The organism is Bradyrhizobium sp. AZCC 1577, from assembly GCF_036924575.1.
GTDB lineage: Bacteria > Pseudomonadota > Alphaproteobacteria > Rhizobiales > Xanthobacteraceae > Bradyrhizobium.
This window is the reverse complement of record NZ_JAZHRQ010000001.1, coordinates 7565990-7592404: the sequence shown is the minus strand read 5'-3', so window position 1 is coordinate 7592404 and position 26415 is coordinate 7565990. Positions and strand designations below refer to the sequence as shown.

26 protein-coding genes and 1 other RNA gene are annotated in these 26415 nt (G+C 63.9%); 13 read left to right on the top strand and 14 right to left on the bottom strand.

Annotated elements, in window-relative coordinates:
• The first annotated feature begins 78 nt into the window (after nt 1-78).
• From V1278_RS36065 to V1278_RS36045, 5 genes are all read left to right on the top strand, one after another.
• On the top strand, nt 79-1395 hold the full coding sequence (locus tag V1278_RS36065; RefSeq protein WP_334366234.1) for a UDP-glucose dehydrogenase family protein: 1317 nt from the start codon (nt 79-81) through the stop codon (nt 1393-1395).
• A gap of 139 nt (nt 1396-1534) precedes the next feature.
• Entirely contained in the window at nt 1535-4147 is a 2613-nt protein-coding gene (hrpB, locus tag V1278_RS36060; RefSeq protein WP_334366235.1) for an ATP-dependent helicase HrpB, read from the top strand.
• Between the two features lie 172 nt (nt 4148-4319).
• Nucleotides 4320-4823 carry a TIGR02281 family clan AA aspartic protease gene (locus V1278_RS36055; protein WP_334369118.1) on the top strand — a complete coding sequence of 168 codons (504 nt, stop codon included), beginning with the start codon at nt 4320-4322 and terminating at the stop codon, nt 4821-4823.
• A 38-nt stretch (nt 4824-4861) separates the two neighbouring features.
• Nucleotides 4862-5158, top strand: coding sequence for a nucleotidyltransferase family protein (locus tag V1278_RS36050; protein ID WP_334366236.1), 297 nt, complete (start codon nt 4862-4864; stop codon nt 5156-5158).
• Nucleotides 5159-5439: 281 nt separating this feature from the next.
• Complete coding sequence (locus V1278_RS36045; protein WP_334383964.1) at nt 5440-6939, top strand: phosphomannomutase/phosphoglucomutase; 1500 nt, start codon at nt 5440-5442, stop codon at nt 6937-6939.
• Between the two features lie 151 nt (nt 6940-7090).
• On the opposite strand, the gene V1278_RS36040 is transcribed toward V1278_RS36045, so the two are convergent.
• The 4 genes from V1278_RS36040 to V1278_RS36025 form a co-directional block, all read right to left on the bottom strand.
• Nucleotides 7091-7591 carry an Lrp/AsnC family transcriptional regulator gene (locus tag V1278_RS36040; RefSeq protein WP_028351627.1) on the bottom strand — a complete coding sequence of 167 codons (501 nt, stop codon included), beginning with the start codon at nt 7589-7591 and terminating at the stop codon, nt 7091-7093.
• Nucleotides 7592-7657: 66 nt separating this feature from the next.
• On the bottom strand, nt 7658-8620 hold the full coding sequence (locus V1278_RS36035) for a sugar kinase (RefSeq protein WP_334383963.1): 963 nt from the start codon (nt 8618-8620) through the stop codon (nt 7658-7660).
• Between the two features lie 74 nt (nt 8621-8694).
• Entirely contained in the window at nt 8695-9633 is a 939-nt protein-coding gene (nudC, locus tag V1278_RS36030) for an NAD(+) diphosphatase (protein ID WP_334383962.1), read from the bottom strand.
• A gap of 4 nt (nt 9634-9637) precedes the next feature.
• Nucleotides 9638-10063: an HIT family protein gene (locus V1278_RS36025; protein ID WP_334383961.1), complete on the bottom strand. Its 426-nt coding sequence runs from the start codon at nt 10061-10063 to the stop codon at nt 9638-9640.
• A 245-nt stretch (nt 10064-10308) separates the two neighbouring features.
• Here V1278_RS36025 and ffs point away from each other — a divergent pair.
• The 5 genes from ffs to V1278_RS36000 all read left to right on the top strand — a co-directional run bounded on the left by ffs (nt 10309) and on the right by V1278_RS36000 (nt 13754).
• Nucleotides 10309-10405, top strand: an RNA gene (gene ffs, locus V1278_RS36020) — signal recognition particle sRNA small type.
• 108 nt (nt 10406-10513) lie between these two features.
• Complete coding sequence (locus V1278_RS36015) at nt 10514-12358, top strand: DNA polymerase III subunit gamma/tau (protein WP_334383960.1); 1845 nt, start codon at nt 10514-10516, stop codon at nt 12356-12358.
• Nucleotides 12359-12382: 24 nt separating this feature from the next.
• Complete coding sequence (locus tag V1278_RS36010; protein ID WP_057841937.1) at nt 12383-12703, top strand: YbaB/EbfC family nucleoid-associated protein; 321 nt, start codon at nt 12383-12385, stop codon at nt 12701-12703.
• Between the two features lies 1 nt (nt 12704).
• Nucleotides 12705-13310, top strand: coding sequence for a recombination mediator RecR (recR, locus tag V1278_RS36005; protein ID WP_028351632.1), 606 nt, complete (start codon nt 12705-12707; stop codon nt 13308-13310).
• Nucleotides 13311-13334: 24 nt separating this feature from the next.
• The gene (locus V1278_RS36000) at nt 13335-13754 is read left to right on the top strand and encodes a hypothetical protein (RefSeq protein ID WP_334383959.1); all 420 of its coding nucleotides are present in this window, start codon (nt 13335-13337) and stop codon (nt 13752-13754) included.
• Nucleotides 13755-13918: 164 nt separating this feature from the next.
• On the opposite strand, the gene V1278_RS35995 is transcribed toward V1278_RS36000, so the two are convergent.
• Together V1278_RS35995 and V1278_RS35990 are read right to left on the bottom strand one after the other, a co-directional pair.
• Nucleotides 13919-15280 carry an AmpG family muropeptide MFS transporter gene (locus tag V1278_RS35995; protein WP_334383958.1) on the bottom strand — a complete coding sequence of 454 codons (1362 nt, stop codon included), beginning with the start codon at nt 15278-15280 and terminating at the stop codon, nt 13919-13921.
• A 65-nt stretch (nt 15281-15345) separates the two neighbouring features.
• On the bottom strand, nt 15346-16554 hold the full coding sequence (locus V1278_RS35990; RefSeq protein WP_334383957.1) for a DNA recombination protein RmuC: 1209 nt from the start codon (nt 16552-16554) through the stop codon (nt 15346-15348).
• A 182-nt stretch (nt 16555-16736) separates the two neighbouring features.
• Here V1278_RS35990 and def point away from each other — a divergent pair, with 182 nt between their 5' ends.
• The 3 genes from def (at nt 16737) to truA (ending at nt 19280) form a co-directional block, all read left to right on the top strand.
• Nucleotides 16737-17264, top strand: coding sequence for a peptide deformylase (gene def / locus V1278_RS35985; protein ID WP_334383956.1), 528 nt, complete (start codon nt 16737-16739; stop codon nt 17262-17264).
• A gap of 188 nt (nt 17265-17452) precedes the next feature.
• Entirely contained in the window at nt 17453-18385 is a 933-nt protein-coding gene (gene fmt / locus V1278_RS35980; protein ID WP_334383955.1) for a methionyl-tRNA formyltransferase, read from the top strand.
• Between the two features lie 157 nt (nt 18386-18542).
• Complete coding sequence (truA, locus tag V1278_RS35975; protein WP_334383954.1) at nt 18543-19280, top strand: tRNA pseudouridine(38-40) synthase TruA; 738 nt, start codon at nt 18543-18545, stop codon at nt 19278-19280.
• Nucleotides 19281-19401: 121 nt separating this feature from the next.
• Here the strand turns inward: truA and dapE are convergent, their stop codons facing one another.
• From dapE to yihA, 8 genes are all read right to left on the bottom strand, one after another.
• Complete coding sequence (gene dapE, locus V1278_RS35970) at nt 19402-20568, bottom strand: succinyl-diaminopimelate desuccinylase (RefSeq protein ID WP_334383953.1); 1167 nt, start codon at nt 20566-20568, stop codon at nt 19402-19404.
• Nucleotides 20561-21067, bottom strand: a complete 507-nt coding sequence (locus V1278_RS35965; RefSeq protein WP_334383952.1) for a DUF805 domain-containing protein — start codon at nt 21065-21067, stop codon at nt 20561-20563. Before V1278_RS35965 ends, dapE begins: the two co-directional genes overlap by 8 nt.
• Before the next feature lie 184 nt (nt 21068-21251).
• Nucleotides 21252-22097 (bottom strand): 2,3,4,5-tetrahydropyridine-2,6-dicarboxylate N-succinyltransferase, encoded by an 846-nt coding sequence (gene dapD / locus V1278_RS35960; protein ID WP_057846067.1) that lies wholly within the window; start codon nt 22095-22097, stop codon nt 21252-21254.
• Nucleotides 22098-22298: 201 nt separating this feature from the next.
• Nucleotides 22299-22994 carry a pyrimidine 5'-nucleotidase gene (locus V1278_RS35955; protein ID WP_334383951.1) on the bottom strand — a complete coding sequence of 232 codons (696 nt, stop codon included), beginning with the start codon at nt 22992-22994 and terminating at the stop codon, nt 22299-22301.
• Nucleotides 22995-23177: 183 nt separating this feature from the next.
• Nucleotides 23178-24221: a DUF1036 domain-containing protein gene (locus tag V1278_RS35950; RefSeq protein WP_334384327.1), complete on the bottom strand. Its 1044-nt coding sequence runs from the start codon at nt 24219-24221 to the stop codon at nt 23178-23180.
• Between the two features lie 32 nt (nt 24222-24253).
• Nucleotides 24254-25150, bottom strand: a complete 897-nt coding sequence (gene argB, locus V1278_RS35945) for an acetylglutamate kinase (protein WP_028347942.1) — start codon at nt 25148-25150, stop codon at nt 24254-24256.
• 104 nt (nt 25151-25254) lie between these two features.
• On the bottom strand, nt 25255-25626 hold the full coding sequence (locus V1278_RS35940; RefSeq protein ID WP_334383950.1) for a DUF423 domain-containing protein: 372 nt from the start codon (nt 25624-25626) through the stop codon (nt 25255-25257).
• Nucleotides 25626-26276, bottom strand: coding sequence for a ribosome biogenesis GTP-binding protein YihA/YsxC (gene yihA, locus V1278_RS35935; RefSeq protein ID WP_334383949.1), 651 nt, complete (start codon nt 26274-26276; stop codon nt 25626-25628). The genes V1278_RS35940 and yihA overlap by 1 nt, the downstream gene beginning before the upstream one ends.
• Between the last annotated feature and the right edge of the window lie 139 nt (nt 26277-26415).

The following is a 26415-nucleotide window of genomic DNA, read 5'->3' as shown; positions in this document are numbered from 1 at the left end:
TTCCCCCTTTGGTGAAAAATGCTCTAAGACGCCCGCAAAATCGGGATTGGCGTTAACCATCAAATACGGATTGTTTTCATGCGAATCGCCATGATTGGCACGGGCTATGTGGGGCTGGTATCCGGCGCCTGCTTTGCCGATTTCGGCCACCAGGTCACCTGCGTGGACAAGGACGCCGGCAAGATCGAAGCCCTGCGCCGAGGTGAGATCCCGATTTTCGAGCCCGGGCTCGACGCGCTGGTGGCCTCCAACGTCAGGGCCAAGCGGCTGGATTTCACCACCGACCTGAGCGCGCCGGTGGCGGAAGCCGACGCCGTGTTCATCGCCGTCGGAACGCCCTCGCGGCGTGGCGACGGCCATGCCGACCTCACCTACGTCTACAGCGCTGCGCGCGAGATCGCAGCCGCGCTGTCCGGCTTCACCGTGGTGGTCACCAAATCGACCGTGCCGGTCGGCACAGGCGATGAGGTCGAACGATTGATCCGCGAGGCCAATCCGTCGGCCGACGTCGTGGTCGCCTCCAATCCGGAATTTTTGCGCGAGGGCGCCGCGATCCGCGACTTCAAATTCCCCGACCGAATCGTGGTCGGGACCGACGACGAACGCGGGCGCAAGGTGCTGGGCGACGTCTACCGGCCGCTGTCGCTCAACCAGGCGCCGTTGATGTTCACGGCGCGGCGCACCGCCGAACTGATCAAATACGCGGCCAACGCGTTCCTCGCCACCAAGATCACCTTCATCAACGAGATTGCCGATCTCTCGGAAAAAGTCGGCGCCGACGTGCAGCAAGTCGCGCGCGGCATCGGGCTCGACAACCGCATTGGCTCAAAATTCCTGCATGCCGGTCCGGGCTTCGGCGGCTCCTGCTTTCCGAAGGATACCCGCGCGCTGGTCAAGATCGCCCAGGACCATGACGTGCAGCTCCGCATCGTCGAGGCCGTGCTCGGCGTCAACGACATCAGAAAGCGGGCGATGGCGCGCAAGGTTTCCAACGCAACCGGCGGCCTGCGCGGCAAGACGGTGGCGGTGCTCGGCCTCACCTTCAAACCCGATACCGACGACATGCGCGAGGCGCCGTCGATCCCGCTGGTGACAGGTCTCCTCGACATGGGCGCCAAGGTGCGCGCACACGATCCGGTTGGCATGGAGCAGGCGAAGAAGGAATTGCCCGAGATCGAATATTGCACCGACCCCTACGAATGCGCGCGCGGCGCCGATGCGCTGGTGATCGTCACCGAGTGGGTCCAGTTCCGTGCGCTTGATCTGGAGCGCCTGAAGAATGAAATGGCGCAGCCCGTGGTGGTCGACCTGCGCAACATCTATCGCCCCGAGGACATGGCCGCGCAGGGCTTCACGTATGAGAGTGTCGGACGGGCGCCTGAGCCGAAGGTGTAGCCGCAACCACAGTTGTCATACCCTGCGCAGGCGGGGTACCCAGTACGCACGATCTTCGTAATCAGTAGCGTCTGCGTTTATGGATCATCCGCCCCAGTGCGCAATCGCGCACAAGGCGGGTGATGACGGATGAGAGATATTGCCTCTTACCTTCGACACGCCCCTGCCGATCGACGCGGTGCTCGACGAACTCGGGCGTACGCTCGCGGCCAACAACGCGGCGGTGCTGGTGGCGCCTCCGGGGGCCGGCAAAACCACGCGGGTGCCGCTGGCGCTGCTCGATGCGCCCTGGCTGAAGGACAAGAAGGTCATCATGCTGGAGCCGCGGCGGATCGCGGCGCGGGCCAGCGCCGAACGAATGGCGCGGACGCTCGGCGAGCGGGCAGGAGAGACCGTCGGCTATCGCGTCCGCTTCGGCTCCAAGATCTCGCGCGCGACCCGGATCGAGGTGGTCACCGAGGGAATCTTTTCACGCCAGATTCTCGATGATCCCGAGTTGAACGGCGTTGCTGCCGTGCTGTTCGATGAATTTCACGAGCGTTCGCTCGACGCCGATCTGGGGCTCGCGCTCGCCCGCGATGCGCAGACCGGCCTGCGCGAGGACCTGCGCATCCTCGTGATGTCGGCGACACTCGACGGCGCAAGGGTCGGCAAGTTGCTCGGCGACGCGCCTGTCGTTGCCAGCGAAGGTCGCGCTTTTCCGGTGGAGACGCGCTATCTCGGCCGCAAGGCCGATGCGCCGATCGAGCGGCAGATGGCGGATGCGATCGCGACCGCGCTGCGTGCCGATCCCGGCTCGGTGCTGGCGTTTCTGCCGGGCGCTGCCGAAATCCGCCGGACGCAGAATTTTCTCGCCGAGCGGGTTCATGACGCGAGCGTCGAGATCGTGCCGCTGTTCGGCGCGCTGGAGGCCGCCGTGCAGGACCGCGCCATCGCGCCGGCACCGAAGGGGCAACGCAAAGTCGTGCTGGCGACTTCGATCGCCGAGACCTCGCTCACCATCGAGGGCGTCCGCATCGTCGTCGATTCCGGCCTGGCGCGGGTGCCGCGTTACGAGCCCGATATAGGCCTGACGCGGCTGGAGACCGTGCGCGCCTCGCGCGCCGCGGTCGACCAGCGCCGCGGCCGCGCCGGCCGCACCGAGCCCGGCGTGTGCTACCGGCTGTGGGACGAGCCGCAGACGGCGTCGCTTGCCGCCTACACCCAGCCCGAAATTCTTTCGGCCGATCTATCCTCGCTGGTGCTCGATCTCGCGCAATGGGGCGTCCGCGATCCGGCGACGCTGGCGTTTCTCGATCTCCCGCCGGCGCCGGCGTTGAAGGAAGCGGGCAGCCTGCTTCTCGAACTCGGCGCTCTCGATGGCGACGGCCGCATCACCGCAGAGGGCAAGAGCCTGCGTGCGCTGGCGCTGCCGCCGCGGCTGGCGCGCATGATCGTGGATTCGCACCGGCTAGGCGCGGGCGAAGAGGCCGCCGAAATCGCCGCTGTTCTCACCGAGCGCGGCCTCGGCGGCGACAGCGTCGATCTCGATGTCAGGCTCGATCAGTTCCGCCGCGACCGCTCGCCGCGTGCTTCCAGCGCGCGTAGCCTCGCACAGCGCTGGGCCCAGCAGGTGGCGGCGACGGAGCGCGCCAACGAGTCGGCTCTCTCTTCTCCCTCCCCCCTTTCGGGGGAGGGCCGGGGAGAGGGGGCCACACGGGCAGTCTTTCCTGCGGCAACCCCCTTCCCCCGCCCCTCCCCGCAAGGGGGAGGGGAGCCCGGGCAGTCTCGCGTCCCTAACGCCGAACTTTCAACAGGCGTCATGCTCGCACTCGCCTTTCCCGATCGGGTCGCCCGCAACCGCGGCAACGGCAGTTTCGTGCTCGCCAACGGCCGTGGCGCCGCCGTCGAGCAAACCTCGTCGCTGGCGCGCGCGCCCTATATCGCGGTCGCCGAACTGACCGGCACCGCAGCCCAGGGACGCATTCTGCTGGCAGCACCGATCGCCCAAGGAGACATTGAATCGCATTTCGCCGATCAGATCGAAAGCACCGAAGAGATTTCGTTCGATCGCGGCGCGATGGCGCTGCGTGCGCGCCGCAAGCGGACGCTGCACGCAATCACGCTGTCGGAAGCGCCGATGGCGCTGTCGCCGTCGGCAGAGACCGCACGCATCTTCGCTGCGGGCTTGGTCGCCGCCGGACTCGATAAGCTGCCGTGGTCGAAATCCCTGAAGCAATGGCGCGACCGCGTGATGTTCCTGCGCAAGGCGGAAGGTGAGAGCTGGCCCGATCTGTCGGATGCTGCGCTGGCAGCCGAAGCCGAAAACTGGCTGGTGCCCGCGCTCTACGACAAGACCTCGCTGAAGGATTTTTTCCCCGGCGATCTCTCAGATGCGCTGATGACGCTGTTGCCATGGGAATTGCGCGCGCGGCTGGAGCGCGAGGCGCCGACGCATTTCGAGGCTCCGACCGGCACCATGCTCGCGATCGACTACGAGGCCGAGCAGGGCCCGACCATCGCTGTGCGCCTGCAGGAACTGTTCGGGCTCAACACCCATCCTTCGATCGCCAAAGGCAAGGTGCCGCTGGTGCTCGAATTGCTGTCCCCGGCGCAACGCCCGGTGCAGGTGACGCGCGACCTTCCAGGCTTCTGGCGCGGCAGCTATGCCGCGGTGCGTTCCGACCTCCGCGGCCGCTATCCCCGCCACCCCTGGCCGGAAGACCCGGCCACCGCGCTGCCGACCCGCCGGGTCAAGCCGCGCGGGACGTGAGGGGACCGATACGCGCGGGTCAAGCCCGCGCATGACGATTTCGGCCCATTAACACTTCGCTCATCCTTTTCGTCAAAATGGCAGGCCCAGTCATCGCCGTTAGTCGCGGTTTCGCGGCTGGCGTGGTGATATCGGCGGTCTGGCAGTCGAGTGTGGCGTGATGCGTAACCTGATGATCCTTGCCGCCGTCCTGGTCGGCCTCGGCACCTACATGGCGCAGATGGCAAATAAGATGTCGCCGGCCTCGGCCTCCGCCAGCACGTCGCCTCAAAAAGCTCCCGTGCAAACGGTCGCGCAAGCCTCCAGCCGCAGCCTCGACATTCCCCGCGATGCGCGCGGCCATTTCCAGGCTGACGGCCGCATCGACGGGCAGCGCATCAACTTCATGGTCGACACCGGCGCCTCGCTGGTGGCGCTGAACGAAAAGTCGGCGGCGCGGTTTGGCCTGCGTCCCTCGCGCAGCGACTACAACGCGACCGTCACCACGGCCAACGGCACCATCAAGGCCGCGCGTACGCGGCTTGCGATGATCGAACTCGGCGGCCTCGTGGTGCGCGACGTCGACGCCGTGGTGCTGCCTGACGAGGCGTTGTCCGAGAACCTGCTCGGCCTGTCGTTCCTGTCGAAGCTGAAGCGCTTCGAATACGCCAACGGCAAGATGGTGCTGGAACAGTAGAGCTTTCCGCCCGGCCTGGCGGCATCTATATTTTTCAGATGAACAGTTCCGAAGCCTTGGAGACCCTGCGACGCTCCGAACACGCCCTGCGCGGGCGGGGTGTGAAGCATGCTGCCTTGTTCGGGTCTGTGGCACGCGGCGAAAATCGTCCTGACAGCGATATCGATATCATGATCGAATTCGATCCGGAGGCTCGTGTTACGGTCTTCGACTACGTGGATATCAAGGAATACATCGCGCAGCTTTTTGATCGGCCCGTGGACGTTGTGAACCGCGAAGGGCTCAAGCCTTATGTCCGCCCGGCGGCAATGGCCGACGCGATCTATGCCTTCTGATCCTACGAACCGCGCGCTCCGCGATATCCTCCATCACATCGATTTGGCGAAGAAAATGGCAGACGCCGGAAACGTCTATCGTCACGACTACGAGGACGTTGCTGCCCAATTTGTCATCGAAGCAGAGATTCGGAGATCGGGCGCCTAAGTCCGGTGGCGCCGTTTGCCGCAACTGCCAAATTCGCCGCAATTAGCCGCCACAAGGCGCCGGTCCCGCCTATCGCCGGGCCGGCGTATTCGCTATGGCTGCGGTTCCCTCGCTTTCATGACAAGGCTATCCCATGTTCCCGAAGCCCAAATCCGTGCTGGTTCCGAATACCTATGACTTCGAATCCGGGCCGATGGTGAAGGCGACTGGTTTCCGCGAATACGACGCGCGCTGGCTGTTCGAGAAGGAAATCAATTTGATGGGTGTTCAGGCGCTGGGCATGGGGCTCGGTACGCTGATTGCGGAACTCGGCGTGAAACAGGAAATCGTCACCGGCCACGATTTCCGTGGCTATTCGGCTTCGATCAAATACGCGTTGATTTCCGGCCTGATGGCCGCGGGCTGCAAGGTGCACGACATCGGGCTCGCGGTGACGCCGATGGCCTATTTCGCGCAGTTCGATCTCGACGTGCCCTGCGTCGCCATGGTCACCGCCTCGCACAACGACAATGGCTGGACCGGCGTCAAGATGGGCGCCAACCGCCCGCTCACCTTCGGCCCCGACGAGATGACGCGGCTGAAGGAGATTGTGCTCAACGCCGATTTCTCGAACAGGGTCGGCGGCTCCTATCAATTCCACGAGAATTTTCCGGCGCGCTATATCGCCGATCTCACCAAGCGTCCGAAGCTGAAGCGCAAGCTGAAGGTTGTTGCCGCCTGCGGCAACGGCACTGCGGGCGCGTTCGCGCCGCAGGTTTTGGAGGCGATCGGCTGTGAAGTAATTCCGCTCGACACCGAGCTCGACCACACGTTTCCGAAATACAATCCGAATCCGGAAGACATGGAGATGCTGCACGCGATCCGCGACGCCGTGCTCAAGCACAAGGCCGATGTGGGCCTGGGCTTCGACGGCGACGGCGACCGCTGCGGTGTCGTCGACAACACCGGAGAGGAAATCTTCGCCGACAAGGTCGGCGTGATGCTGGCGCGCGACATGTCGGCTATCCACAAGGAAGCGCAGTTCGTGGTCGACGTGAAATCGACGGGATTGTTCGTCACGGATCCGGTGCTGCAAAAGCAGGGCGCAAAAACGGCCTACTGGAAGACCGGCCATTCCTACATGAAACGCCGCACCAACGAGATGGGCGCGCTGGCGGGATTCGAGAAATCTGGCCACTTCTTCTTCAACAAGCCGTTCGGCCGCGGCTATGACGACGGCCTGGTCTCGGCAGTTGCGATCTGCGAGATGCTCGATCGCGCACCTGACAAGTCGATGGCAGACCTAAAGAACGCGCTGCCGAAAACCTGGTCGTCGCCGACGATGTCGCCGCATTGCGCAGACGAAGTGAAATACCGCGTCGCCGACGCCGTGGTGAAGCACTTCGAAACGCTGCAGAAGAAGGGCGACAAGGTCGCCGGCCAGAAGATCCGCGATCTCGTCACAGTCAACGGCGTGCGCGTTACCGTGGAAGATGGAAGCTGGGGCCTGGTGCGGGCCTCATCGAACAAGCCGGAACTGGTTGTCGTGGTCGAGAGCCCGGTGAGTGAGGCGCGCATGCGCGACATGTTCGAAGCGATGGATTCCGTGCTGCGCACGCATCCGGAAGTGGGTGAGTATAACCAGAAGATTTGAGGGGGCGCATTGCTGCCCCACTCTCGATCGTCGTCCCCCCGCGAAGGCGGGGGATCTACCAGTACGCCGCGGCTTCTCGATCGAAAATGGGCGTCTCTGGAATACTGGGCGGTCAAGCCCGGCGATGACAGCTTCGCGAATGGCGATAACTCTACGCCGCCGGCACTGGCAGTGCGGTCACCGACTTGATCTTCTCCATCGCAAACCGAGAGGTGACGTTCTTCAGCGGCACTGCGCTGATCAGCTTTTTGTAGAACACGTCATAGCTCGCCATATCGGCGACCACGACGCGCAGCATGTAATCGACGTCGCCGGCCATCCGGTAGAATTCCATCACCTCGGGCATGGCGCTGACGGCGTCGGCGAACTTTCGCAGCCAGGCCTCGGAATGGTCGGCGCTCTCGACCGAGACGAACACGGAAATGCCGAGCCCGATCTTGTTCTGGTCGACCAGCGCCACCCGGCGCAGGATCACGCCATCGGCCTCCAGCCGCTGGATCCGCTTCCAGCACGGCGTCGACGACAGCCCAACCCGGTCCCCAATCTCGGCAACCGATAGCGAGGCGTCCTCCTGCAGCACGGTCAGGATCTTGCGGTCGATGGCATCCAGCCGGCGGCTGGCTTCAGGGAGCTGAACGGCTAGGTCAGTCATGAGAAGAATGTTCCATATGAAAGGTCTGATCCTCTCATATATAGAAAATTCTTCTATAGCAAGCCGCTAGTGGTTGGTCGGGGTCTGGCCTGCGGCTTGGCCGTGAGTCAAAAACTCTTCAACTTCAGCACGTTGCGGGGCTGCGAAAGCTCCCCCGAAGCGGGTGCATTTCAACGCCGCCGCGGCGGAGGCAAATCGAAGCGCCTGCCGCAGTTCCTGCTTCTCGGTGATCGCGAGCGCAAACGCGCCGTGGAACACGTCGCCGGCGCCCAGGGTGTCTACCGTATGCACCGGGAAAGCCGGGGTTTCCTGGATACCGCCGTTCTCGTCGAGCCAGATCGTGCCCCTCGGGCCTCGGGTTCCCGCCAGAAACGAGGGGGTCAGCTTTGCAATTTTCTTCAGCGCCTGGGCATCGTCGCTAACATCTGCGGTCTCCTGCAGCGGCTCGCTCGAGAACACCAGATGCGTCGAGGCGTTCAACAGTCCCTCGCGCATCGACATCGCGCGATCGACGTCGACAATGACGGGAATGCCGCGCCGGACCGCCTCGGCGCAGAGTTCGGTGCAGAATTCCGCGCAGCGGCTCTCGGTGAGAATGGCGGCGCAATCGTCCAGCAGCGTGTCGAAGTCGGGCAACTTCACATGCCACAGGTTCGGATCGCGGAAGGTCACGATGGTGCGCTCGCCGGAAGGATCGATCATCACCGCCGAGATCGGCGTCACCAGCCCCGGCATGTGGATGAGATGTTTTGTCTCGATGCCCTCATGCGCCATCTGCTCGAAGATGAAGCGGCTCGATGTTTCCTTGGCATCGCCCATCGGCCCGCAAATCGAGGCGCGGCCACCGAGCCGAACGATGCCGATCGCGCCATTGAGCGCGTTGCCGCCGCAGATTTCGTCGAATGCGGTGGCGTTCTCCTTGGAACCACGCCCGGGAACGCCCGGCGTATGAAAAGTGAGGTCACGCACCGGCATGCCGATGCAGAGGACACGCGGAGGTATTTTCGGCGCCTTGTCCTGAAAGTTCATGCGTGAGTCCGTCATGTCCGTTCAAAGTCCCGAGTTAATCGAGCAAGCAGGCGCCGGTTCCGTGCTACGCGCAGTTATCCCCGCGGATGCAACCATTGGCCGATCAAATGATGCGCGATCGCGAAGGGGTGCGCGGCAAACAGGCCGTCGGGGTGTTGGCGCTTGTGCATGAGAGCGACTTCGGCGCGATCGAACCAGCGCGCGTCCTCGAGCTCTGCGCGGTCCACTACGATCTCCTCGTTGAGCGCGCGCGCGGAACATCCGATCATTAGCGATGACGGATAGGGCCACGGCTGCGTCATGTAGTAGCTCACGTCGGTGCAACGAATGCCGGATTCCTCGAAAATTTCCCGGCAGACCGCGTCCTCGATCGTCTCGGCCGCTTCGACGAAGCCGGCGAGGCACGACCACATTCCAGGCATAAACTGCTTCTGCCGGCCGAGCAGGCACCGATCACCGTGCGTAACCAGCATGATTACGACCGGATCGGTGCGCGGAAAGTGTTCGGCCTTGCAACTCGGGCACTCGCGCTTCCAGCCGCCTTCCCTCATCGCGGTGCGGGTACCGCAATTGGCGCAATAGCCGTGGCGCTGATGCCAGGTCACCATCGATTTAGCCATAGCGATCGCGGAGAGTTGTTCCGGCGGCACGGTGCCCTGCATGGCCATGCCGCGCAGCTCGGTCACGGCGACGTCGTCGCGCGTCATCAGCTTTTCCACGGCGGCCGCCGAAATGCCCATGCCGAACACCGGCGCGCCGTCGCGCAGGCCCAGAAAGATGGTGCCGGGATTGGCGCCGAGCTTCACCGCCTCTTCGACGCCGAGCAGCACGCGCGGCCCATCCGCCTCCTGCTTCACCAGGAGCGAGTCGCGATAGATCACATAGGCGCTGGCGTTGCGCTGGTTCTCCAGCGCGAACAATTTTTCGTCATTGGTGCGCAGATGCGCGGCGCGATCGAGAATATGGGTAACGAAAGCGGGCTTCCCCAGCGGATATTTGTCGAATGCGGACATCTATTCAACCCAACCAGATCTTGCGGCGAAGCGCGTTGATGAAATTCTGGACTTCCTCGACGTCGTGCGCGAGCGGCGGCATCACGCCCCAGACCGGGCGCGGCCAGGCCGCATCGCTGGTGCGCCGCGCGATGACATGGACATGCAACTGCGGCACCAGATTGCCGAGCGCCGCGACATTGAGCTTGTCGCATTTGGTGATCTCTTTGAGCGCCCGCGAAACCCGGGAGATTTCGGTCATCAACTGCGCCTGCTCGACGTCGTCGAGGTCGATGATTTCCACCGCACCTGCCCGGCGCGGCACCAGCAGCAGCCACGGGTAATGCGCGTCCTTGATCACCAGCACCTTGCACAGCGGCAGGTCGCCGATGTCGATGGTGTCCTTTTTGAGCTGGGAATGCAGCGACCAGGTGGAGGAATCAGAGGGCATTAGGGTTCCCGTGCCCGATGCATGTCGGGCCTAATAAGTGCCTTCTGTGAGCACTCCTATGGTTTCATACCAAGCTGTCATCATCCGCGAAAGCGGATGATCCAGTACGCCGTGGCCCTTCCGTTTTACTGTTAGGCTGCGGCGTACTGGATACCCCGCTTTCGCGGGGTATGACAGGGAAACGCGGAGTATTACAGGGAAAGCCCCGCTTGCTTTCCGGTCCTTTTGGCCCCAAATAGGGACCGGGAGATTGGCGGTGGACGAGCCACTCGCCAACCGGGTCAGGTCCGGAAGGAAGCAGCCCTAACGAGGTCCGGATCGGGTCGCTCGTCAGTCTCCTACCTGTTTTTCGAGCGAATCGCGCATGAACGCGGCCAGTCAGCGCCCTGCGCTCGATTCCGTTCCTATCCGCAAGCCGGCCCCGAGAGACAATCAATTGCGGATCGACCGATGAGTGATGCTGGCGCTCCCCCCGACAAGTCAGATGGCGCCGGCCAGAGCGGTTTCGAGCTCGGCGGCCAGGGCGAGACGGCCAAGCCCTACCGGGTGCTGGCACGCAAATACCGTCCGTCCAGTTTTGACGATCTGATCGGCCAGGAAGCGATGGTCCGCACCGTTTCGAACGCGTTCGAAACGGGGCGAATTCCGCAGGCCTGGATCCTGACCGGCATCCGCGGCGTCGGCAAAACCACCACGGCGCGGATTCTAGCCCGCGCGCTGAACTACGAGAAGCCGGATGGTTCGGTTAAGGGGCCGACCATCCACATGCCGGATCTCGGCGTGCACTGCCAGGCGATCATGGAAAGCCGGCACATGGACGTGCTGGAAATGGACGCCGCCTCCCATACCGGCGTTGACGACGTCCGCCAGATCAATGACAGCGTGCGCTACGCGCCGGCCAGTGCCCGCTACAAGGTCTACATCATCGACGAAGTCCACATGCTGTCGACGGCGGCCTTCAACGCCTTCCTGAAGACGCTGGAAGAGCCGCCGGAGCATGCCAAATTCGTCTTCGCCACTACCGAGATCCGTAAAGTCCCGGTCACCGTGCTGTCGCGCTGCCAGCGTTTTGACCTGCGCCGGGTCGAGGCCGACGTGCTGATGGGGCATCTCTCCAACATCGCGAAAAAGGAAGGTGTCGAGGTCGAGCCGGAAGCGCTTGGCATCATCGCGCGCGCCGCCGAAGGCTCGGTGCGCGATTCGCTCTCTTTGTTCGACCAAGCGATTGCCCATGCGGCGGGGCTTGTCCGTGCCGACGCGGTACGGCAGATGCTGGGGCTTGCCGACCGCACCCGGGTGATCGACCTGTTCGAGCATCTGGCGCGCGGCGATATCGCCAGCGCCTTTGGCGAATTCCGTTCGCAATATGACGTCGGCGCCGATCCGATCGTGGTGCTGTCCGACCTCGCGGAATTCGTCAATTTCGTCACCCGCGTGAAGATCGTCCCCGCCACCGCCGACAACGTCGCGTTCGGCGAGACCGAGCGCGTCCGCGCCCGTGAATTTGCCGCAAAGTTGTCGATGCGGGTGCTGTCGCGGATGTGGCAGATGCTGCTCAAGGGCATCACGGAAGTGCAGACCGCGACCCGGCCGGCGGCTGCCGCCGAAATGGTGCTGGTGCGCATCGCCTATGTCGCCGACTTGCCGACACCGGATGAGGCGATCCGGATGCTCGACCAGAACGGCGGGGGCGCGCAGATCGCGTCAGGTAGCGCGGCGCCGTCACGGGCTGCGCCCACCGCACCGGTATCTTCAATGTCTGCCGCATCGCCGATGCGGACGCCGGCCTCGCCCCGCTCCGGCGCAGAAGCGTCCGCGCGCCCACAAATGGCGGCGCCGTCGGCACAAACGGACTCCGCGCCGGTTCTGCGGATCACCACTTTCCCGCAGCTTGTCGCACTCGCCGGCGAAAAGCGCGATCTCCTGACAAAGGCGGCGCTGGAAGCCGATATGCGCCTGGTCCGCTTCGAGGACGGCCGGCTTGAGGTGGCGCTGGAGCGCAATGCGGCGCGGGGGCTGGTCAACGACCTCTCCCGCAAGCTGGAACTGTGGACCGGGCGGCGCTGGACTGTGATCGTCTCCAACGAGGCCGGCCAGCCGACATTGCGCTCGCAGAACGAGCAAGCGAGAAACGAGCACGCCCGCGCAGCCGAGGCCGATCCGCGCGTGCAGGAGGTGCTGGCGCGGTTTCCCGGCACTAAGGTCGTCGAGGTGCGAAGGCTTGCCGCCGAGCCGCCGGAATCCGATATTATCACTGACGACTTGAACGAGACTTCCGACGGCGACGACGACTGATCGGACTCTCGAGAGGACGGATGAATGGCTGATTTTCTCGGCATGATGAAGCAGGCGGCGGAGCTGCAATCCAAGATGCAGGCGATGCAGGAAGAGCTCGGCAATCTCGAGGTCGAGGGCATTTCCGGCGGCGGGCTGGTTGCCGTTCGCATGACTGCGAAGATGGAAGTGAAGGGCGTGAAGATCGATCCGTCGCTGATGAAGGCCGAGGAGCGCGAAGTGCTCGAGGATCTGCTGGTCACCGCGCAGAACGACGCGCGGCGCAAGGCGGAAACCGCGGCGATGGAAAAGATGCAGGCGCTGACCGGCGGGCTCGGCCTGCCGCCTGGACTTGGTCTCACCTGAAATGGCCGCAAGCGTTGCCGGCCCTGAAATCGAACGCCTGATCCAGCTCCTGGCGCGCCTGCCGGGGCTCGGGCCGCGCTCGGCGCGGCGCGCGGCGCTGCACCTGATCAAGAAGCGCGAGGCGCTGATGACGCCCTTGGCTGGCGCGCTGCAGGTGGCCATCGACAGGATTCAGGTCTGCAAGACCTGCGGCAATATCGATACGCAAAATCCCTGCACGGTATGCACTGACCCGAGGCGCGATCCCTCGACCATCGTCGTGGTCGCCGACGTCGCCGACCTCTGGGCGTTGGAGCGGGCGAACGCGACCAACGGCCGCTACCACGTGCTCGGCGCCACATTGTCGCCACTCGACGGCATCGGTCCGCAGGACCTGACCATCGACGCGCTGGTGGCCCGCGCACACGAGTCGCAAGTCAGCGAAATCGTGCTCGCGCTGAACGCCACGGTCGACGGCCAGACCACCGCCCATTACATCACCGATCTCCTGCAGGACGCCAACGTCAAGATCACCCGGCTTGCCCATGGCGTGCCGGTCGGCGGCGAGCTTGATTATCTCGACGAAGGTACGCTATCGGCTGCCATGCGGCAGCGCACGCTGTTCTAACCATCACCAATGGAACTGATCGACATGACGAAACCTCGATTCGGCAAACGCTATTGTTTTGCGGTCATCATGGCGGCGACCTTGATCGCGCCTTCCGCGTGGGCGCAGCAGGTCGAGCCCGCACCGAAGCCCGGCAGGCCGATCAAGGCCGGCGACGTGCTGTCCGGCGAACTCAACGCCATGAAGGGCGGCAAGAAGCGCGCCGCGACCTACCAGATCACCAGCGAGCCGCGCCGGCTGCCGCCGCCGAACGGGCTCTGCAATCTCGAAACCGGGCCCGAGACGTTCCAGCTCGTCACCAGCAGCGACGCCCAGGCCGCGCAACTGAAGAATTTCATCGGCAAGGAAATTTCCGTGAAGGTCGACGAAGTCGCCTGCGCGCAGGACGCCGGGCAGATCAGCGAAGCCGTGATCACGAAGTGGAGCGTGGTAACCAAGCATTAGATCGACGCGTCTTGCATCTATCTTCGTCGTCCCTGCGAACGCAGGGACCCATAACCACAGGTGCTCGTGGTTAGATCGCGCTGGAGCTCCAGCGCATTTCAACAAGCAAGATTCGTAGTTATGGGTCCCGGCGCGCGCTTCGCTTGGCCAGGACGACGGAGAGATTAAACCTTCACCGGTCCCACCGCTTCAAAATGCCCGCGCCGCTGCAGCCACGTCAGCAGGATCAGGCTCGGCACCGCGACCGCAACCGAGATCACGAAGAACAGCGGCCAGCCCGTCGCCTCCGCCACATAGCCGGCGCCGGAGGATAGATAGGTGCGCCCGACGGCGGCCAGTGCGGTGAGCAGCGCGTATTGGGTCGCCGTGTGCAACGGGTTCCGGCATAGCGCTGAGAGATAGGCGACGAAGATCACGGTGCCGATAGCGCCGGTGAAGTTTTCCGCCGAAATGGCGGCCGCCAGTGCCCATTGGTTGGTGCCGACAAAGGCGAGCCACGCAAATACCAGGTTGGAGATCGCCTGCAGCACGCCGCCGATCCAGAGGCTTGCGACCAGCGAATATCGCCGCGCCACATAGCCGCCGGCAAAGCCGCCGATCAGGGTCGCGGCGAGGCCGACGCCCTTCACGATGGCGGCGTAGTCGTTGCGGGTGAAGCCGAGGTCGATCACGAACGGCGCGGTCATGGTGCCGGAAAACGCGTCGGTGAGTTTGAACAGCACCACGAAGGCCAGCACCGTCAAGGCATGCTTGCGGACCAGAAATTCAGAGAACGCCCCGATGGCGGCATGCATAACGCGCGAGAATGCAGCCTCATCGTGGGTCTTGGCCTCCGCGCGCACCGATTGTTCGGGCTCGGTAGCGGCCAGCGCCGTGACGGTGCCGATCAGCACCAGCGCGGCCATGGTCACATAGCCCCACATCCACGCCGAGCTACGCCCGATGCCGGTGTCCTCGAACGCGCTTACGAGGAACAGCACGCCGGCGGTCGAGACCAGCATGCCGATCCGGTAGGCCGCGACGTAGGAGGCCATCCCGGCGGCCTGTTCGCTTTCGGGCAGGCTCTCGACGCGGAATGCGTCGACCACGATGTCCTGCGTCGAGGACATGGTCGCGACCAGAAGTGCGCCGAGCGCCACGAACAGCGGCGAGCGCGCCGGGTCGGTCAGCGCCAGCAGCATAATCGCGCCGATCAGGAGCAGTTGCGAGAACACCAGCCAGCCGCGCCTGCGGCCGAACGCGCGCGTGAAGATTGGCACATGCAGCGCATCGACCAGCGGCGCCCAGGCAAATTTCAGCGTGTAGGGCGTACCGACCAGCGCGAACAGTCCGATGGTGCCGAGATCGACGCCGGCTTCGCGCATCCACACCAGGAGCGTCGATCCAGATAGCGCCAGCGGCAACCCGGACGAAAAGCCGAGCAGCAGGACGATCAGCACGCGCGGCTGGAGGTACACAGCCCAGGCCTCGCGCCAGGTTGGCGCGGGGGCTTTCTCGGGCGCGGAGGTGGCTTCTGGTGCTGTCATGCAGGGGTGTTAGCAGATTTTGCAACACTGTCATCGCCCGGGCGATGACAGTCTAATATGCGGCCCTACTCCCCCGCCTGCAGCTTGCGCGGGGCGGGGAACAGCTCGGGGGTGCTGCTCTTGACGAAGCGCGGCACTTCCACCGGCGCATCGGTCTTGCTGAAATCGAGTTCCTCGATCCGCCCGGCGCGCTTTTCGATTTTGTCGGCGGAGATCAGGATCTGGCGGACGTCCTCGTTGACGTCGCCAAAATGCTTTTGCAGCTTCAGCACGCGGTCGCGCAAGCGGCCCAGATCGTCGCCGAGGTTGAGCACTTCGGTGCGGATCTGGTCGGCGGCATCGCGCATGCGCGCGTCTTTCAGGATCTGTTGCATCACCTGGATCGCCAGCATCAATAGCGAGGGCGACACCAGCACGACGCGGGCGCGGTAGGCTTTTTGGATCACGTCGTCAAAGCCGTCGTGGATTTCGGCATAGACCGATTCCGACGGCACGAACATCAGCGCGGTATCCTGGGTCTCGCCGGCGATCAGGTACTTCTCGGCGATGTCATTGACATGTTTCATCACGTCGTTGCGCAGGCGCTGCGTGGCGAATTTTCGCTCCTCGTCGCTGCGCGCGTCGTGCAGCGCGGTCATTGCCTCCAGCGGAAATTTGGCGTCGATGCAGAGCGGGCGCTGATCCGGCAGGAACACCACGCAATCCGGCCGCTTGCCGGACGAGAGCGTGTACTGGAACTCATACGAGCCCTGCGGCATGCCGTCCTGCACGATTGCTTCCATCCGCGCCTGGCCGAAGGCGCCGCGCGACTGCTTGTTGGCGAGGACGTCGCGGAGCGTTGTCACTTGAGACGTCAGGTCGGTGAGGTTCTTGTGCGCGTTGTCGATGATGCCGAGCCGCTCATGCAGCACGCGCAGGCTATCCATGGTGTGGCGCGTGGTCGCTTCCATCGATTGGCCGACGCGATGCGTCACCGAATCCAGCCGCTCGTTGACCGCGCGCGCCATCTCGGCCTGGCGGCCGGCCAGCGCCTGCGCCATGGCGTCGACCCGCCCCGTCGATTCGCTCTGCGCTCGCAGCATCTCGCTCAGCCGCTCTTCCAGCTCGTCGGCGCGGATCGCCTGCGCCATTGCCAGTTCCGCGCCGCGGCGGGCGGAGCGGGCGATGACGATGGCAATCGTCAGCAGCAGCGCCAATGCGAGCGCGCCGAAGCCCACCAGCGCCTCGCCCACGTGAATCGGCAGGTCGCCGACGATGAAGAGAATTTCGTTCATGTCAGCCTTGTAGCCCGATTCGCCGCTTGAAGCGAACGAAGGGGGAACATTTATGGTAAATGATGGATCAATTTTCGTGGTTAACGCCGGCTTAAAAATCATGGTTAAGGCCGCCTTAACGGCCGCTGCGGCGGATTGACCCCGGCAGGTCAGCGGCTTAAATCCCGCGCCAGAGAAAAATCATGGCCATCAGAGAAATCATCATCCTGCCGGACAAGCAGTTGCGGCTCGTCTCCAAACCTGTCGAAAAGGTGACGACGGAGATCCGCAAGCTCGCCGACGACATGTTCGAAACCATGTACGACGCGCCCGGCATCGGTCTGGCCGCGATCCAGGTCGCGCAACCTTTGCGGTTGATCACCATGGATCTCGCCAAGAAGGACGAGAACGGCGAGACCAAGCCGAAGCCGCGGGTGTTCATCAACCCGGAAATCATCTCCTCGTCCGAGGAAATGTCGGTCTACGAGGAGGGCTGCCTTTCGATCCCCGAATATTACGAGGAGGTCGAACGCCCGGCGCGGGTTCGCATCCGCTACACCGATCTCGACGGCAAGGTGCATGAGGAGGACGCCGATGGCCTGTTCGCCACCTGCATCCAGCATGAGATCGACCACCTCAACGGCGTGCTGTTCGTGGACTATCTGTCGAAGCTGAAGCGCGACCGCGTGATGAAGAAGTTTATGAAAGCCGCCAAGCGCGCGGCGGGGTAGGCGTTTTTCCGCCGTGATCCATCAGCCGTCATGCCCGGGCTTGACCCGGGGTATCCACGTCCTTTTTGTGCCGCACTAAAGACGTGGATGGCCGGGGGCGCAGACAAGTGTACGTAGTCTGCGCAAAGCAGACTACTATGCCCGGCCATGACGGAATAAACTAACGCCGTCCCGGGATTTTTCACTTCATGCCACTCCGCCTGATCTTCATGGGCACGCCCGATTTCGCAGTGCCGACGCTGCTCGAACTCGTGGCCCACGGCCATGAGGTTGTGGCGGTCTATACCCGTGCGCCAAAGCCGGCAGGGCGCGGCATGAAACTGCAGTCGACCCCGGTCGAGCAGGAAGCGCGGCGGCTTGGGATTCCCGTAATGACGCCGGGGACGCTGAAGACGCCGGAAGCGCTTGCCGAATTCCGCGCGCACAATGCCGACGCCGCCGTCGTCGTCGCCTACGGCATGATCCTGCCGCAGGCCATCCTCGACGCGCCGCGCTACGGCTGCTTCAACCTGCACGCTTCGCTGCTGCCGCGCTGGCGCGGTGCCGCCCCGATCAATCGCGCCATCATGGAAGGTGATGCCGAGACAGGCGTGATGGTGATGAAGATGGATGTTGGCCTCGACACCGGCGACGTCGCCATGGCCGAGCGGCTCGCGATCACGGACTTAATGACGGCGGCCGACCTGAACGACGCGCTGGCGCCGCTCGGGGCCGACCTGATGGTGCGCGCCATGGGCGGGCTCGAGCGCGGCGGGTTGCAGCTCAAGAAACAGAGCGAAGACGGCGTGACCTACGCCGCCAAGATCGACAAGGCCGAGGCGCGGATCGACTGGAAGCGACCGGCACGCGAGGTGCTGCGGCATATTCACGGACTGTCGCCGTTTCCGGGCGCCTGGTGCGAGTTGGCTGCCGACGGCGAGCCGGCGCGGATCAAGATTCTGCGCTGTGAGTTGGCGAAAGGTTCAGGTGCGCCCGGCGAGGTGCTCGACGATGGTTTGACGATCGCCTGTGGTGACGGCGCGATCCGCATTCTGGAACTGCAACGCGAAGGCAAGGCGCGGATGAAGGCCGCGGATTTCCTGCGCGGTACGCCGCTGAAGGCTGGTGCGCGGTTTTCTTAACGCTGTCATACCCCGCGAAGGCGGGGTATCCAGTACGCCGCGGCCTTCGAGATTGAACCGAGGAGCCGCAGCGTACTGGATCATCCGCCGGAGCCTGTCATCCGGCCGGCCAAAGGCCGGACCGGTTGGCGGATGACGACGGCCCTACTGGATTGAGATGCCCCGCTACAAACTCATCATCGAATACGACGGCACGCCGTTCTCCGGCTGGCAGATCCAGGATAACGCGCCGACCGTGCAGGGCGCGCTGGAAACCGCGGTGAAGGCGATCTGCGGCGAGGACGTGCGCGTCCATGGCTCGGGCCGTACCGATGCCGGGGTTCATGCGCTGGCGCAGGTCGCGCATTGCGATATCCAAAAGCCGTTTCCGCCGGGCCGGCTGCGCGATGGGCTGAACGCGCATTTGCGCCCGCATCCGATCGGTGTGCTCTCGGCGGAGATCGTGGCCGATGATTTCGAGGCACGTTTCTCGGCCAAGAGACGCCACTACCGCTACCGGATCACCAACCACCGCGCTAATCTGGCGCTCGATATCAAGCGGAGCTGGCGGGTGCCGCGGCATCTCGATACGGATGCGATGGACGCCGCAGCCAAGAGGCTGCTCGGCAAGCACGATTTCACGACGTTTCGCGACACCGAGTGCCAGGCAAAATCGCCGGAGAAGACGCTCGACCAGCTCGACGTGATCAGGGAAGGCGATCAGGTTTCGATCCTCACTTCCGCGCGCTCGTTCCTGCACAGCCAGGTCCGCTCGATGGTGGGCTCACTGGTCTGGGTCGGCGAAGGCCGCTGGAGCGCCGACGACCTCGCCGCGGCGCTCGCCGCCCGCAACCGCGCCGCCTGCGGCCCGGTGGCGCCTCCGGAGGGGCTGTATCTGGTGCGGGTGGAGTATTAGCTGACGCTGACGATGTAGGATGGGTGGAGCGAAGCGATACCCATCATGTTCGCGGCGAGATGATGGGTATCGCTGCGCTCCACCCATCCTACGGTTCTGTGCGGATGGTGGCGGCGGTGCACTAGGCAAAATACCTTTCCAACACCCCGCGATAGATCTTCGTCAGCTTCTCCAGATCCGACACCGGCGTGCGTTCGTTGATCTGGTGCATGGTCTGGCCGACGAGGCCGAATTCGATCACCGGGCAGTAGCTCGAAATGAAACGCGCGTCCGAGGTGCCGCCGGAAGTCGAGAGCTCCGGCTTGCGTCCGGTGATTTCCTCGATCGCGCTTACTGCGAGATCGGTGAACGCGCCCGGCTTCGTCACGAACACGTTGGAGTTGGAATATTCCCACACGATGCGGGCGCGGATGCGGTTGCCGCAGGCCTTTGCCAGCCGCTCCTCGACCAGCGCGCGCAAGCTTTCCTGCGTGTGGTTGTCGTTGTAGCGGATGTTGAATTTTGCACGCGCCTGTCCGGGGATGACGTTACCAGCAGTATTGCCGACATCGACGGAAGTGAACTCGAGGTTTGACGCCTGAAACTGCGCGCTGCCATGGTCGAGCGGCTCGTCGGAGAGCGCTGCGATCAGCCGTGAAATATCAGGCACCGGGTTCGACGCGCGGTGCGGATAGGCGACATGGCCCTGCACGCCGTCGACGTAGAGCGTGCCGGACTGCGAGCCGCGGCGGCCGATCTTGATGCAATCACCCATCACCTCGACGTTGGAAGGTTCGCCGAGCACGCAATGATCGAATTTTTCGCCGCGCTCGGCGCACCACTTCAACAGCTTGATGGTGCCGTTGACCGAAATGTCCTCTTCGTCACCCGTGATCAAAAATGAGATCGAACCCCGGCCATCTTTTTGGGGCTTGCCGCCGTTGTCGGCAAGATATTGCAGCACGGCTGCGACGCTGCAGGCGATGCCGCCCTTCATGTCGACCGCGCCGCGGCCATAGAGATAGCCGTCCTTGACCTCGCCCGAGAACGCGCCAAGCGTCCACGCGGCCTCGTCGCCGGGTGGCACCACGTCGGTATGGCCGGCAAAGGTGATGTGCGGCGCGCTGTCGCCGATCCGAGCGTAGAGGTTGTCGATATCGGCGGTGCCTGGCTCGCCGAAGGTGACGCGATGCACCTCGAAGCCGGCGCCCTTCAGCAGACGTTCGAGCACGCCGAGCGCACCGGCGTCGGCAGGGGTGACAGAAGGGCAGCGGACGAGATCGCGGGTGATGGAGACGGCGTCATTCATACCCCGGCTTAACACGCCAAACCGGCGGCGGGCCAGCCTTGTGCGGCGCCATTTCGATCTCGCTTTGCTGATCCCAGCGCGGCCGCGCATCGCGCGGCGGAGGCGGCGTCAGCGGGTTGGCGCCGAACCGGTTGGTGTTTCGCGAGCCCTTCAGGCAGTACATTTCGACGAAGCCCCACACGCAGAGGACGGACGCGGCAACGGCTAGCGGCAGGTCGGCGTAGGAATCGGGAAGCCGGTCTGCAAACTGATTGTAGAGGCCGGGCAGAACGAAGAACGGCGCCATCCACCATCCGCTCTTATCGCGATCATGCAGCCGCTTGATGGAGGTCGCGAAATAGACCCACATGAGCAGCGACGTGCTGACCAGCTTGATCAAGAGCCGGGGGAGGTCGGCCAATGTCAGGGACCGATATGCGTCGGGATCGACCAGCTTGAAGAGGTCCGTAGCGCCGAAATGGAAGGATACCGGGGCCGCCGAACAGGCTGTGGATCGCAACGATTACCGTCCCCAAAGACATCATCAAGCCCAACAGGACCAGCATCGCGAGCCACATTTTGGCGCGGTTGATGCGGCCGTCGAAGCGGAAAAGGAACCAGACCCAGTCCATGCGAAACCCCGGGCGGCGGCAAAGCCCGCGGCCCGGAGATTGGTCGCATCGGAGGGATTTTAGGTTCGAGCCCTAATCCCGCAGCAATTCGTTGATGCTGGTCTTGGCGCGGGTGCGCTCGTCGACGCGCTTGACGATCACGGCGCAGGCCGTCGATGGGCCGGGCTGGCCGTTCTTCAGCGGTTTGCCGGGCAGGGCGCCGGGAACCACGACCGAATATTCCGGCACTTCGCCGATGAAGGTTTCGCCGGTCTCGCGGTCGACGATCTTGGTGGAGGCGCCGAGGAACACGCCCATTGCCAGCACCGCGCCCTTGCGCACGATCACGCCTTCGGCGACTTCCGAGCGCGCGCCGATGAAGCAGTCGTCCTCGACGATCACAGGTTCGGCCTGCAGCGGCTCCAGCACGCCGCCGATGCCGACGCCGCCGGAAATATGCACGCGCTTGCCGATCTGCGCGCAGGAACCAACCGTCGACCAGGTGTCGATCATGGTCGCCTCATCGACATAGGCGCCGAGATTGACGAAGGAGGGCATCAGCACGACGTTGCGGGCGATGAACGCCGAGCGGCGCACGATCGCGCCGGGCACGGCGCGGAAACCGGCATCGCGAAAACGGTTCTCGCCCCAGCCCTCGAATTTCGACGGCACCTTGTCCCACCACGACGCCTTGCCGGGGCCGCCGGGAATCTGGCCCATGTCGTTGAGGCGGAACGACAGCAGCACCGCCTTCTTCAGCCACTGATTGACCTTCCACTTGCCCGAGGCCTCACGCTCGGCCACCCGCGCCTCGCCTTTGTCGAGCAGCTCGAGTGCGTGATCGACGGCCTCGCGAACCTCGCCCTTGGTCGCCGTCGAAATGCCGTCGCGGGCATCGAAGGCGGAATTGACGGTGGATTCGAGCGCGGACAGGGACATCGGGATTCCTCGGGGGATTGGGCAAAGTCGGTGGGCTTTTTCGGGATTTGGAGGGTGAGAGTCAAGGCACGATGTCGTCCCTGCGAACCTAGGGACCCATAACCACAGGCCGTGGTGAATTGAGCATGGCGTCAACCACCGACCTTAATCAGCGCGGCCGCCGCGTATGGGTCCCTGCGTTCGCAGGGACGACGGAAAGAGTTATCCGTTGCCGCTCAACCTCTGCAAAAACCCCGTCAAATCATCCGTGACATGATCGACGTAAGCTGCATCGCGGCCTTCCAGCTCCCAGTCCTCGCGCACCACTTCCTTGGCGCCGTCAGGCACCACCAGCACCGTGGTCATGCCGAGCTGGTGCGGCACCACGAGGTTGCGGGCGAGATCCTCGAACATCGCCGACCTCAGGGGATCGACGCCGTGGACGCGCAGGAACCTGTCGTAGGTCTGCGGCGCCGGCTTCGGCTCCAGCTCGGCGGCGATGATATCGAACACCGCCTCGAAATGCGCAGCCAGACCGAGCCGCTCCAACACCGCGCCGGCATGATCGGTCGAGCCGTTGGTCAGGATCAGCTTGCGCCCCGGAAGCTTTGCGATCGCAGCCCCCATCGTCGGGTTCGGCTCCAGCGGCGAATGATCGATCTGGTGCACATAGGCGAGGTAATCGTCGGCGCGCACGCCGTGCTCGGTCATCATGCCGCGCATGCTGGTGCCGTAACGGCGGTAATAGTCCTTCTGGATCACGCGGGCTTCTTCCGCGGAGATCTTCAAGTAAGCGCTGATGAACTCGCCGATCCGTGCGTCGACCTGCTGCCACAGATTGACGTGATGCGGGTACAGCGTGTTGTCAAGATCGAACACCCAGGTGTCGATGTGGCTGAAGGAGCGGGGGGATCTCATTTTTGACACTGCTCTATCTCCCCGTCGTCCCTGCGAACGCAGGGACCCATACGCCGCGGCGGTTGTTGGTGAGCACAGTGCGCATTGCCTTTTGTCGCGGGTAGGATCCTAGGCCTAACTCGGTTCGGTGGTTATGGGTCCCTGCGTTCGCAGGGACGACGATAGAGCGTGCGCCGTGCTTCATCACGGCATCGCAAATCGCAGCGTCTCGCCGCCGCTACTCATATCGACCGTCGCAAAGCCGATTGCGGCAAGTCCGCGCGTGCCGCAATCGCTCTGTTCGGATATCTCGAACTTGCTTTCGCGCGTGCAGAGCTGTTTCGGGCCGCCCCAGTTCAACGGCTTGTCCCGATACTTGATGGCGCGGTTTTCGCCGTCGACGGCTTCGGCAAAACTGTAGACCTGTTTGGGCTGGCCGATCACATCGGGATGCAGGCACTTGCCGGGATCGATGCGGTACCAGCCGCGGCTGGTCACCGCCTTGCCGTCGTCGGTGGCGACCGCCGCCATGATCTTGTGCGGCGTGTCGTTGCACCAGGTCAGCCCTGTGGAGGAGGGCTTTTGCACGGCGTCGATCATGGTGGCGAAGAAGTTTTGCGACTGCACGATTTCGGCCGCCAGTCCGCGGCTCTTCAGAAAGGCGCTCAAGGCCCCTTGCGTCTTCGGTCCGTCGACGCCGTCGATCGGCGCGGCGTCATAGCCCGCGATCACCAGGAGCCGCTGGATGCCGGCGAGCCGCGCCTGCTCGTCGTCATACTCGGAATCTTCGGCCAGATAGGCGACAAGGGTGCCGTCGTCGGTCCGCGTCGGCGTGATCTGGGTGAACGGCGCCGGCGTCTGGTTGCCGCGGCACTGGCGGGCGGCGGCGATGACGAAATTGTCCGGCGCGATGCACAGCGTGTCGTTGCCGTTCTGCGGGATCGGCGAGGCGCCGTAGACGCCGAGCGCACGCGCGTTCAACAGGATGCGGTCGGCGGTCAGCGCGCCCTGCAGCACCACCCGGCAGGCGGCCGGATCGATCCGAAACCAGCCGCGCGTCGCAGTCGCCGATTTCTCGTCGATGCCGATCGCGGCCTCGACGACGTAGCTCATGCGGTTGCAGAGCTTTAAGTCGGCAAACGCGGGCAGCGCGGAAACGAACAGCGAGGTCATTGCGGCCGGCAGCGAAATCAGGAAGCGTGCAAAGCGCGGCCGTCGCAATGCCCTCCGCTCGTCATGCTTGGCCATGACGGCCCGTATGCGCGTCGCCGCTTTGCTCATCACTTGTGGATCAGCGTGCCGGTGCCTTGATTGGTGAACAATTCGAGCAACACGGCGTGCCGCATCTTGCCGTCGATGATGACGACGCCCTGCACGCCCTGTTCCAGCGCGTAGATGCAGGTCTCGACCTTCGGGATCATGCCGCCGGAAATCGTGCCGTCGGCGATCAGCTTTCGCGCGTCCTTCACCGATAATTCCGGAATCAGCTTCTTCGACTTGTCGAGCACGCCGGGAACGTCGGTCAACAGCAATAGTCGCTTGGCCTTGAGCGCGCCGGCCACCGCGCCGGCAAACGTGTCGGCGTTGATGTTGAGGGTGTGGCCGTCATGCGAGGTCGCCAGCGGCGCCAGCACCGGGATCAGTTCATAGCCGATCAACTGGTTCAGCAGCGTGAGATCGACCTTGTCGGGATCGCCGACAAAGCCGAGATCGATCGCTTTCTCGATGTTGGAATCCGGATCGACCATGGTCCGCGACGTCTTGGTCGCCTTCACCATGTTGCCGTCCTTGCCGGACAGTCCGACGGCCTTGCCGCCGGCTTCATTGATGTAGCCGACGAGTTGCTTGTTCACCGAGCCCGCCAGCACCATTTCGACGATCTCAATCGTGGCGGCATCGGTGATGCGCAGCCCGGCGGCGAATTCCGACTGGATACCGAGCCGCTTGAGCATGGTCGCGATCTGCGGCCCGCCGCCATGCACCACCACCGGATTGATCGCGGTCTGCTCCAGAAGCACGATGTCGCGCGCAAACGCCTTGGCGGTTTCCTCCGCGCCCATGGCGTGGCCGCCATATTTGATGACGATGGTTTCCTCGTCATATTGCTGCATATGCGGGAGCGCTTCCGACAGGATGCGGGCCTGATCGAGCGGGCTGATATCTTGCGCTGATGTCATGAAGCGGGTCTCGCCATTTTCGGATGTCGGGCCGGGTTCTATCCGATTGGCGGGCAGGGCGCAAAGTGGGTTGTTTCCTTCTCCCCTTGTGGGAGAAGGAAGAGTCACTCCCGCCGCGGCCAGGCCGCCGAAACCGCCAAGGCCAGCCAGCTCGCGATCAGCAGTGTCCCGCCAGTCGGCGCGGCCATCGTAAACAGCCCATGCCCGGCATAGTGCCGCAGCGTCAAATCGCCGGCGAACAGGCTCGCTGCGAGAACAAGGCCGAAAGCGGCCGCGATGCCGATTTTCGCGTGAACCATCCCGCGCTCGGCCAACGCGACGGTGCCCAATACCGCGCTGGCGTGAAACAACAGCATCGACGACGCCGACACCAGCCGCGACGCATCCGCGCCATGGGCGGAGGCTGCCGCCAGCATGACACCATCAGCGCCCATGATGGCAGCGAGCACGATCAGGATGCGGCCGGTGCGGTTCATCAGCCGCGCTCCTTCAACAGGCGCACCATCGCCGCGCGCAATTCCGGCATGCCGGCACTGGTGCGCGAGGAGGTCACCAATACATCCGGAAACGCCGCCGGATGCTTGGCGAGCGCGGCCGTTGTCTCGGTGATATTGTTCTGAAGCTCGGCGGCCTTCACCTGATCCGCCTTCGTCAGCACCACCTGGTAGCTCACGGCGGATTTATCCAGCGTCTTCAGCACGTCCTGGTCGACATCCTTGATGCCGTGGCGCGCGTCGATCAGCACATAGACCCGCGCCAGCGTGGCGCGTCCTAACAGGAATTGATGAATCAGCTTGGTCCAGGAGGCGACCTTGGTTTTCGGCGCCGAGGCATAGCCATAGCCGGGCATGTCGACCAGCCGCAGCCCGGCCTTGTCAGGCCCTTCGAAGAAGATCAGTTCCTGGGTGCGGCCCGGCGTATGCGAGGTGCGCGCCAGCGCGTTGCGCCCCGTGAGCGCGTTGATGAGACTCGATTTGCCGACATTGGAGCGGCCGGCAAACGCCACTTCCACGCCCGCCATCGGCGGCAGTGTCTCGATCGAGGGCGAGGCCCAGACGAACTTCCATTCGCCGGCGAAGAGTTTTCGTCCCTCTTCGATCAGCTCCGCATCGATGTCAGCGCTCATGCGAAGATCCCATGCCCTTCGTCATGGCCGGGCTTATCCCGGCCATCCATGTTCGTTTCCGTCACCAGCACCGTAAAGACGTGGATGCCCGGCACAAGGCCGGGCATGACGGGTTGGAGAATGTCGGTATGGCAGCCGA

Bases quoted from the DNA above. Each gene is read 5' to 3' on its own strand.
- V1278_RS36035 (WP_334383963.1), bottom strand. From the start codon at position 8,620: ATGAACTTTCAGGACAAGGCGCCGAAAATACCTCCGCGTGTCCTCTGC.
- V1278_RS36050 (WP_334366236.1), top strand. From the start codon at position 4,862: ATGAACAGTTCCGAAGCCTTGGAGACCCTGCGACGCTCCGAACACGCC.
- fmt (WP_334383955.1), top strand. From the start codon at position 17,453: ATGCCACTCCGCCTGATCTTCATGGGCACGCCCGATTTCGCAGTGCCG.
- V1278_RS36045 (WP_334383964.1), top strand. From the start codon at position 5,440: ATGTTCCCGAAGCCCAAATCCGTGCTGGTTCCGAATACCTATGACTTC.
- def (WP_334383956.1), top strand. From the start codon at position 16,737: ATGGCCATCAGAGAAATCATCATCCTGCCGGACAAGCAGTTGCGGCTC.
- V1278_RS35995 (WP_334383958.1), bottom strand. From the start codon at position 15,280: ATGACAGCACCAGAAGCCACCTCCGCGCCCGAGAAAGCCCCCGCGCCA.
- V1278_RS36025 (WP_334383961.1), bottom strand. From the start codon at position 10,063: ATGCCCTCTGATTCCTCCACCTGGTCGCTGCATTCCCAGCTCAAAAAG.
- dapD (WP_057846067.1), bottom strand. From the start codon at position 22,097: ATGTCCCTGTCCGCGCTCGAATCCACCGTCAATTCCGCCTTCGATGCC.
- nudC (WP_334383962.1), bottom strand. From the start codon at position 9,633: ATGTCCGCATTCGACAAATATCCGCTGGGGAAGCCCGCTTTCGTTACC.
- yihA (WP_334383949.1), bottom strand. From the start codon at position 26,276: ATGAGCGCTGACATCGATGCGGAGCTGATCGAAGAGGGACGAAAACTC.
- V1278_RS36065 (WP_334366234.1), top strand. From the start codon at position 79: ATGCGAATCGCCATGATTGGCACGGGCTATGTGGGGCTGGTATCCGGC.
- V1278_RS36015 (WP_334383960.1), top strand. From the start codon at position 10,514: ATGAGTGATGCTGGCGCTCCCCCCGACAAGTCAGATGGCGCCGGCCAG.
- truA (WP_334383954.1), top strand. From the start codon at position 18,543: ATGCCCCGCTACAAACTCATCATCGAATACGACGGCACGCCGTTCTCC.
- dapE (WP_334383953.1), bottom strand. From the start codon at position 20,568: ATGAATGACGCCGTCTCCATCACCCGCGATCTCGTCCGCTGCCCTTCT.
- V1278_RS35940 (WP_334383950.1), bottom strand. From the start codon at position 25,626: ATGAACCGCACCGGCCGCATCCTGATCGTGCTCGCTGCCATCATGGGC.
- V1278_RS36000 (WP_334383959.1), top strand. From the start codon at position 13,335: ATGACGAAACCTCGATTCGGCAAACGCTATTGTTTTGCGGTCATCATG.
- recR (WP_028351632.1), top strand. From the start codon at position 12,705: ATGGCCGCAAGCGTTGCCGGCCCTGAAATCGAACGCCTGATCCAGCTC.
- V1278_RS36040 (WP_028351627.1), bottom strand. From the start codon at position 7,591: ATGACTGACCTAGCCGTTCAGCTCCCTGAAGCCAGCCGCCGGCTGGAT.
- V1278_RS36010 (WP_057841937.1), top strand. From the start codon at position 12,383: ATGGCTGATTTTCTCGGCATGATGAAGCAGGCGGCGGAGCTGCAATCC.
- V1278_RS35955 (WP_334383951.1), bottom strand. From the start codon at position 22,994: ATGAGATCCCCCCGCTCCTTCAGCCACATCGACACCTGGGTGTTCGAT.
- V1278_RS35990 (WP_334383957.1), bottom strand. From the start codon at position 16,554: ATGAACGAAATTCTCTTCATCGTCGGCGACCTGCCGATTCACGTGGGC.
- argB (WP_028347942.1), bottom strand. From the start codon at position 25,150: ATGACATCAGCGCAAGATATCAGCCCGCTCGATCAGGCCCGCATCCTG.
- V1278_RS35950 (WP_334384327.1), bottom strand. From the start codon at position 24,221: ATGGCCAAGCATGACGAGCGGAGGGCATTGCGACGGCCGCGCTTTGCA.
- V1278_RS36055 (WP_334369118.1), top strand. From the start codon at position 4,320: ATGATCCTTGCCGCCGTCCTGGTCGGCCTCGGCACCTACATGGCGCAG.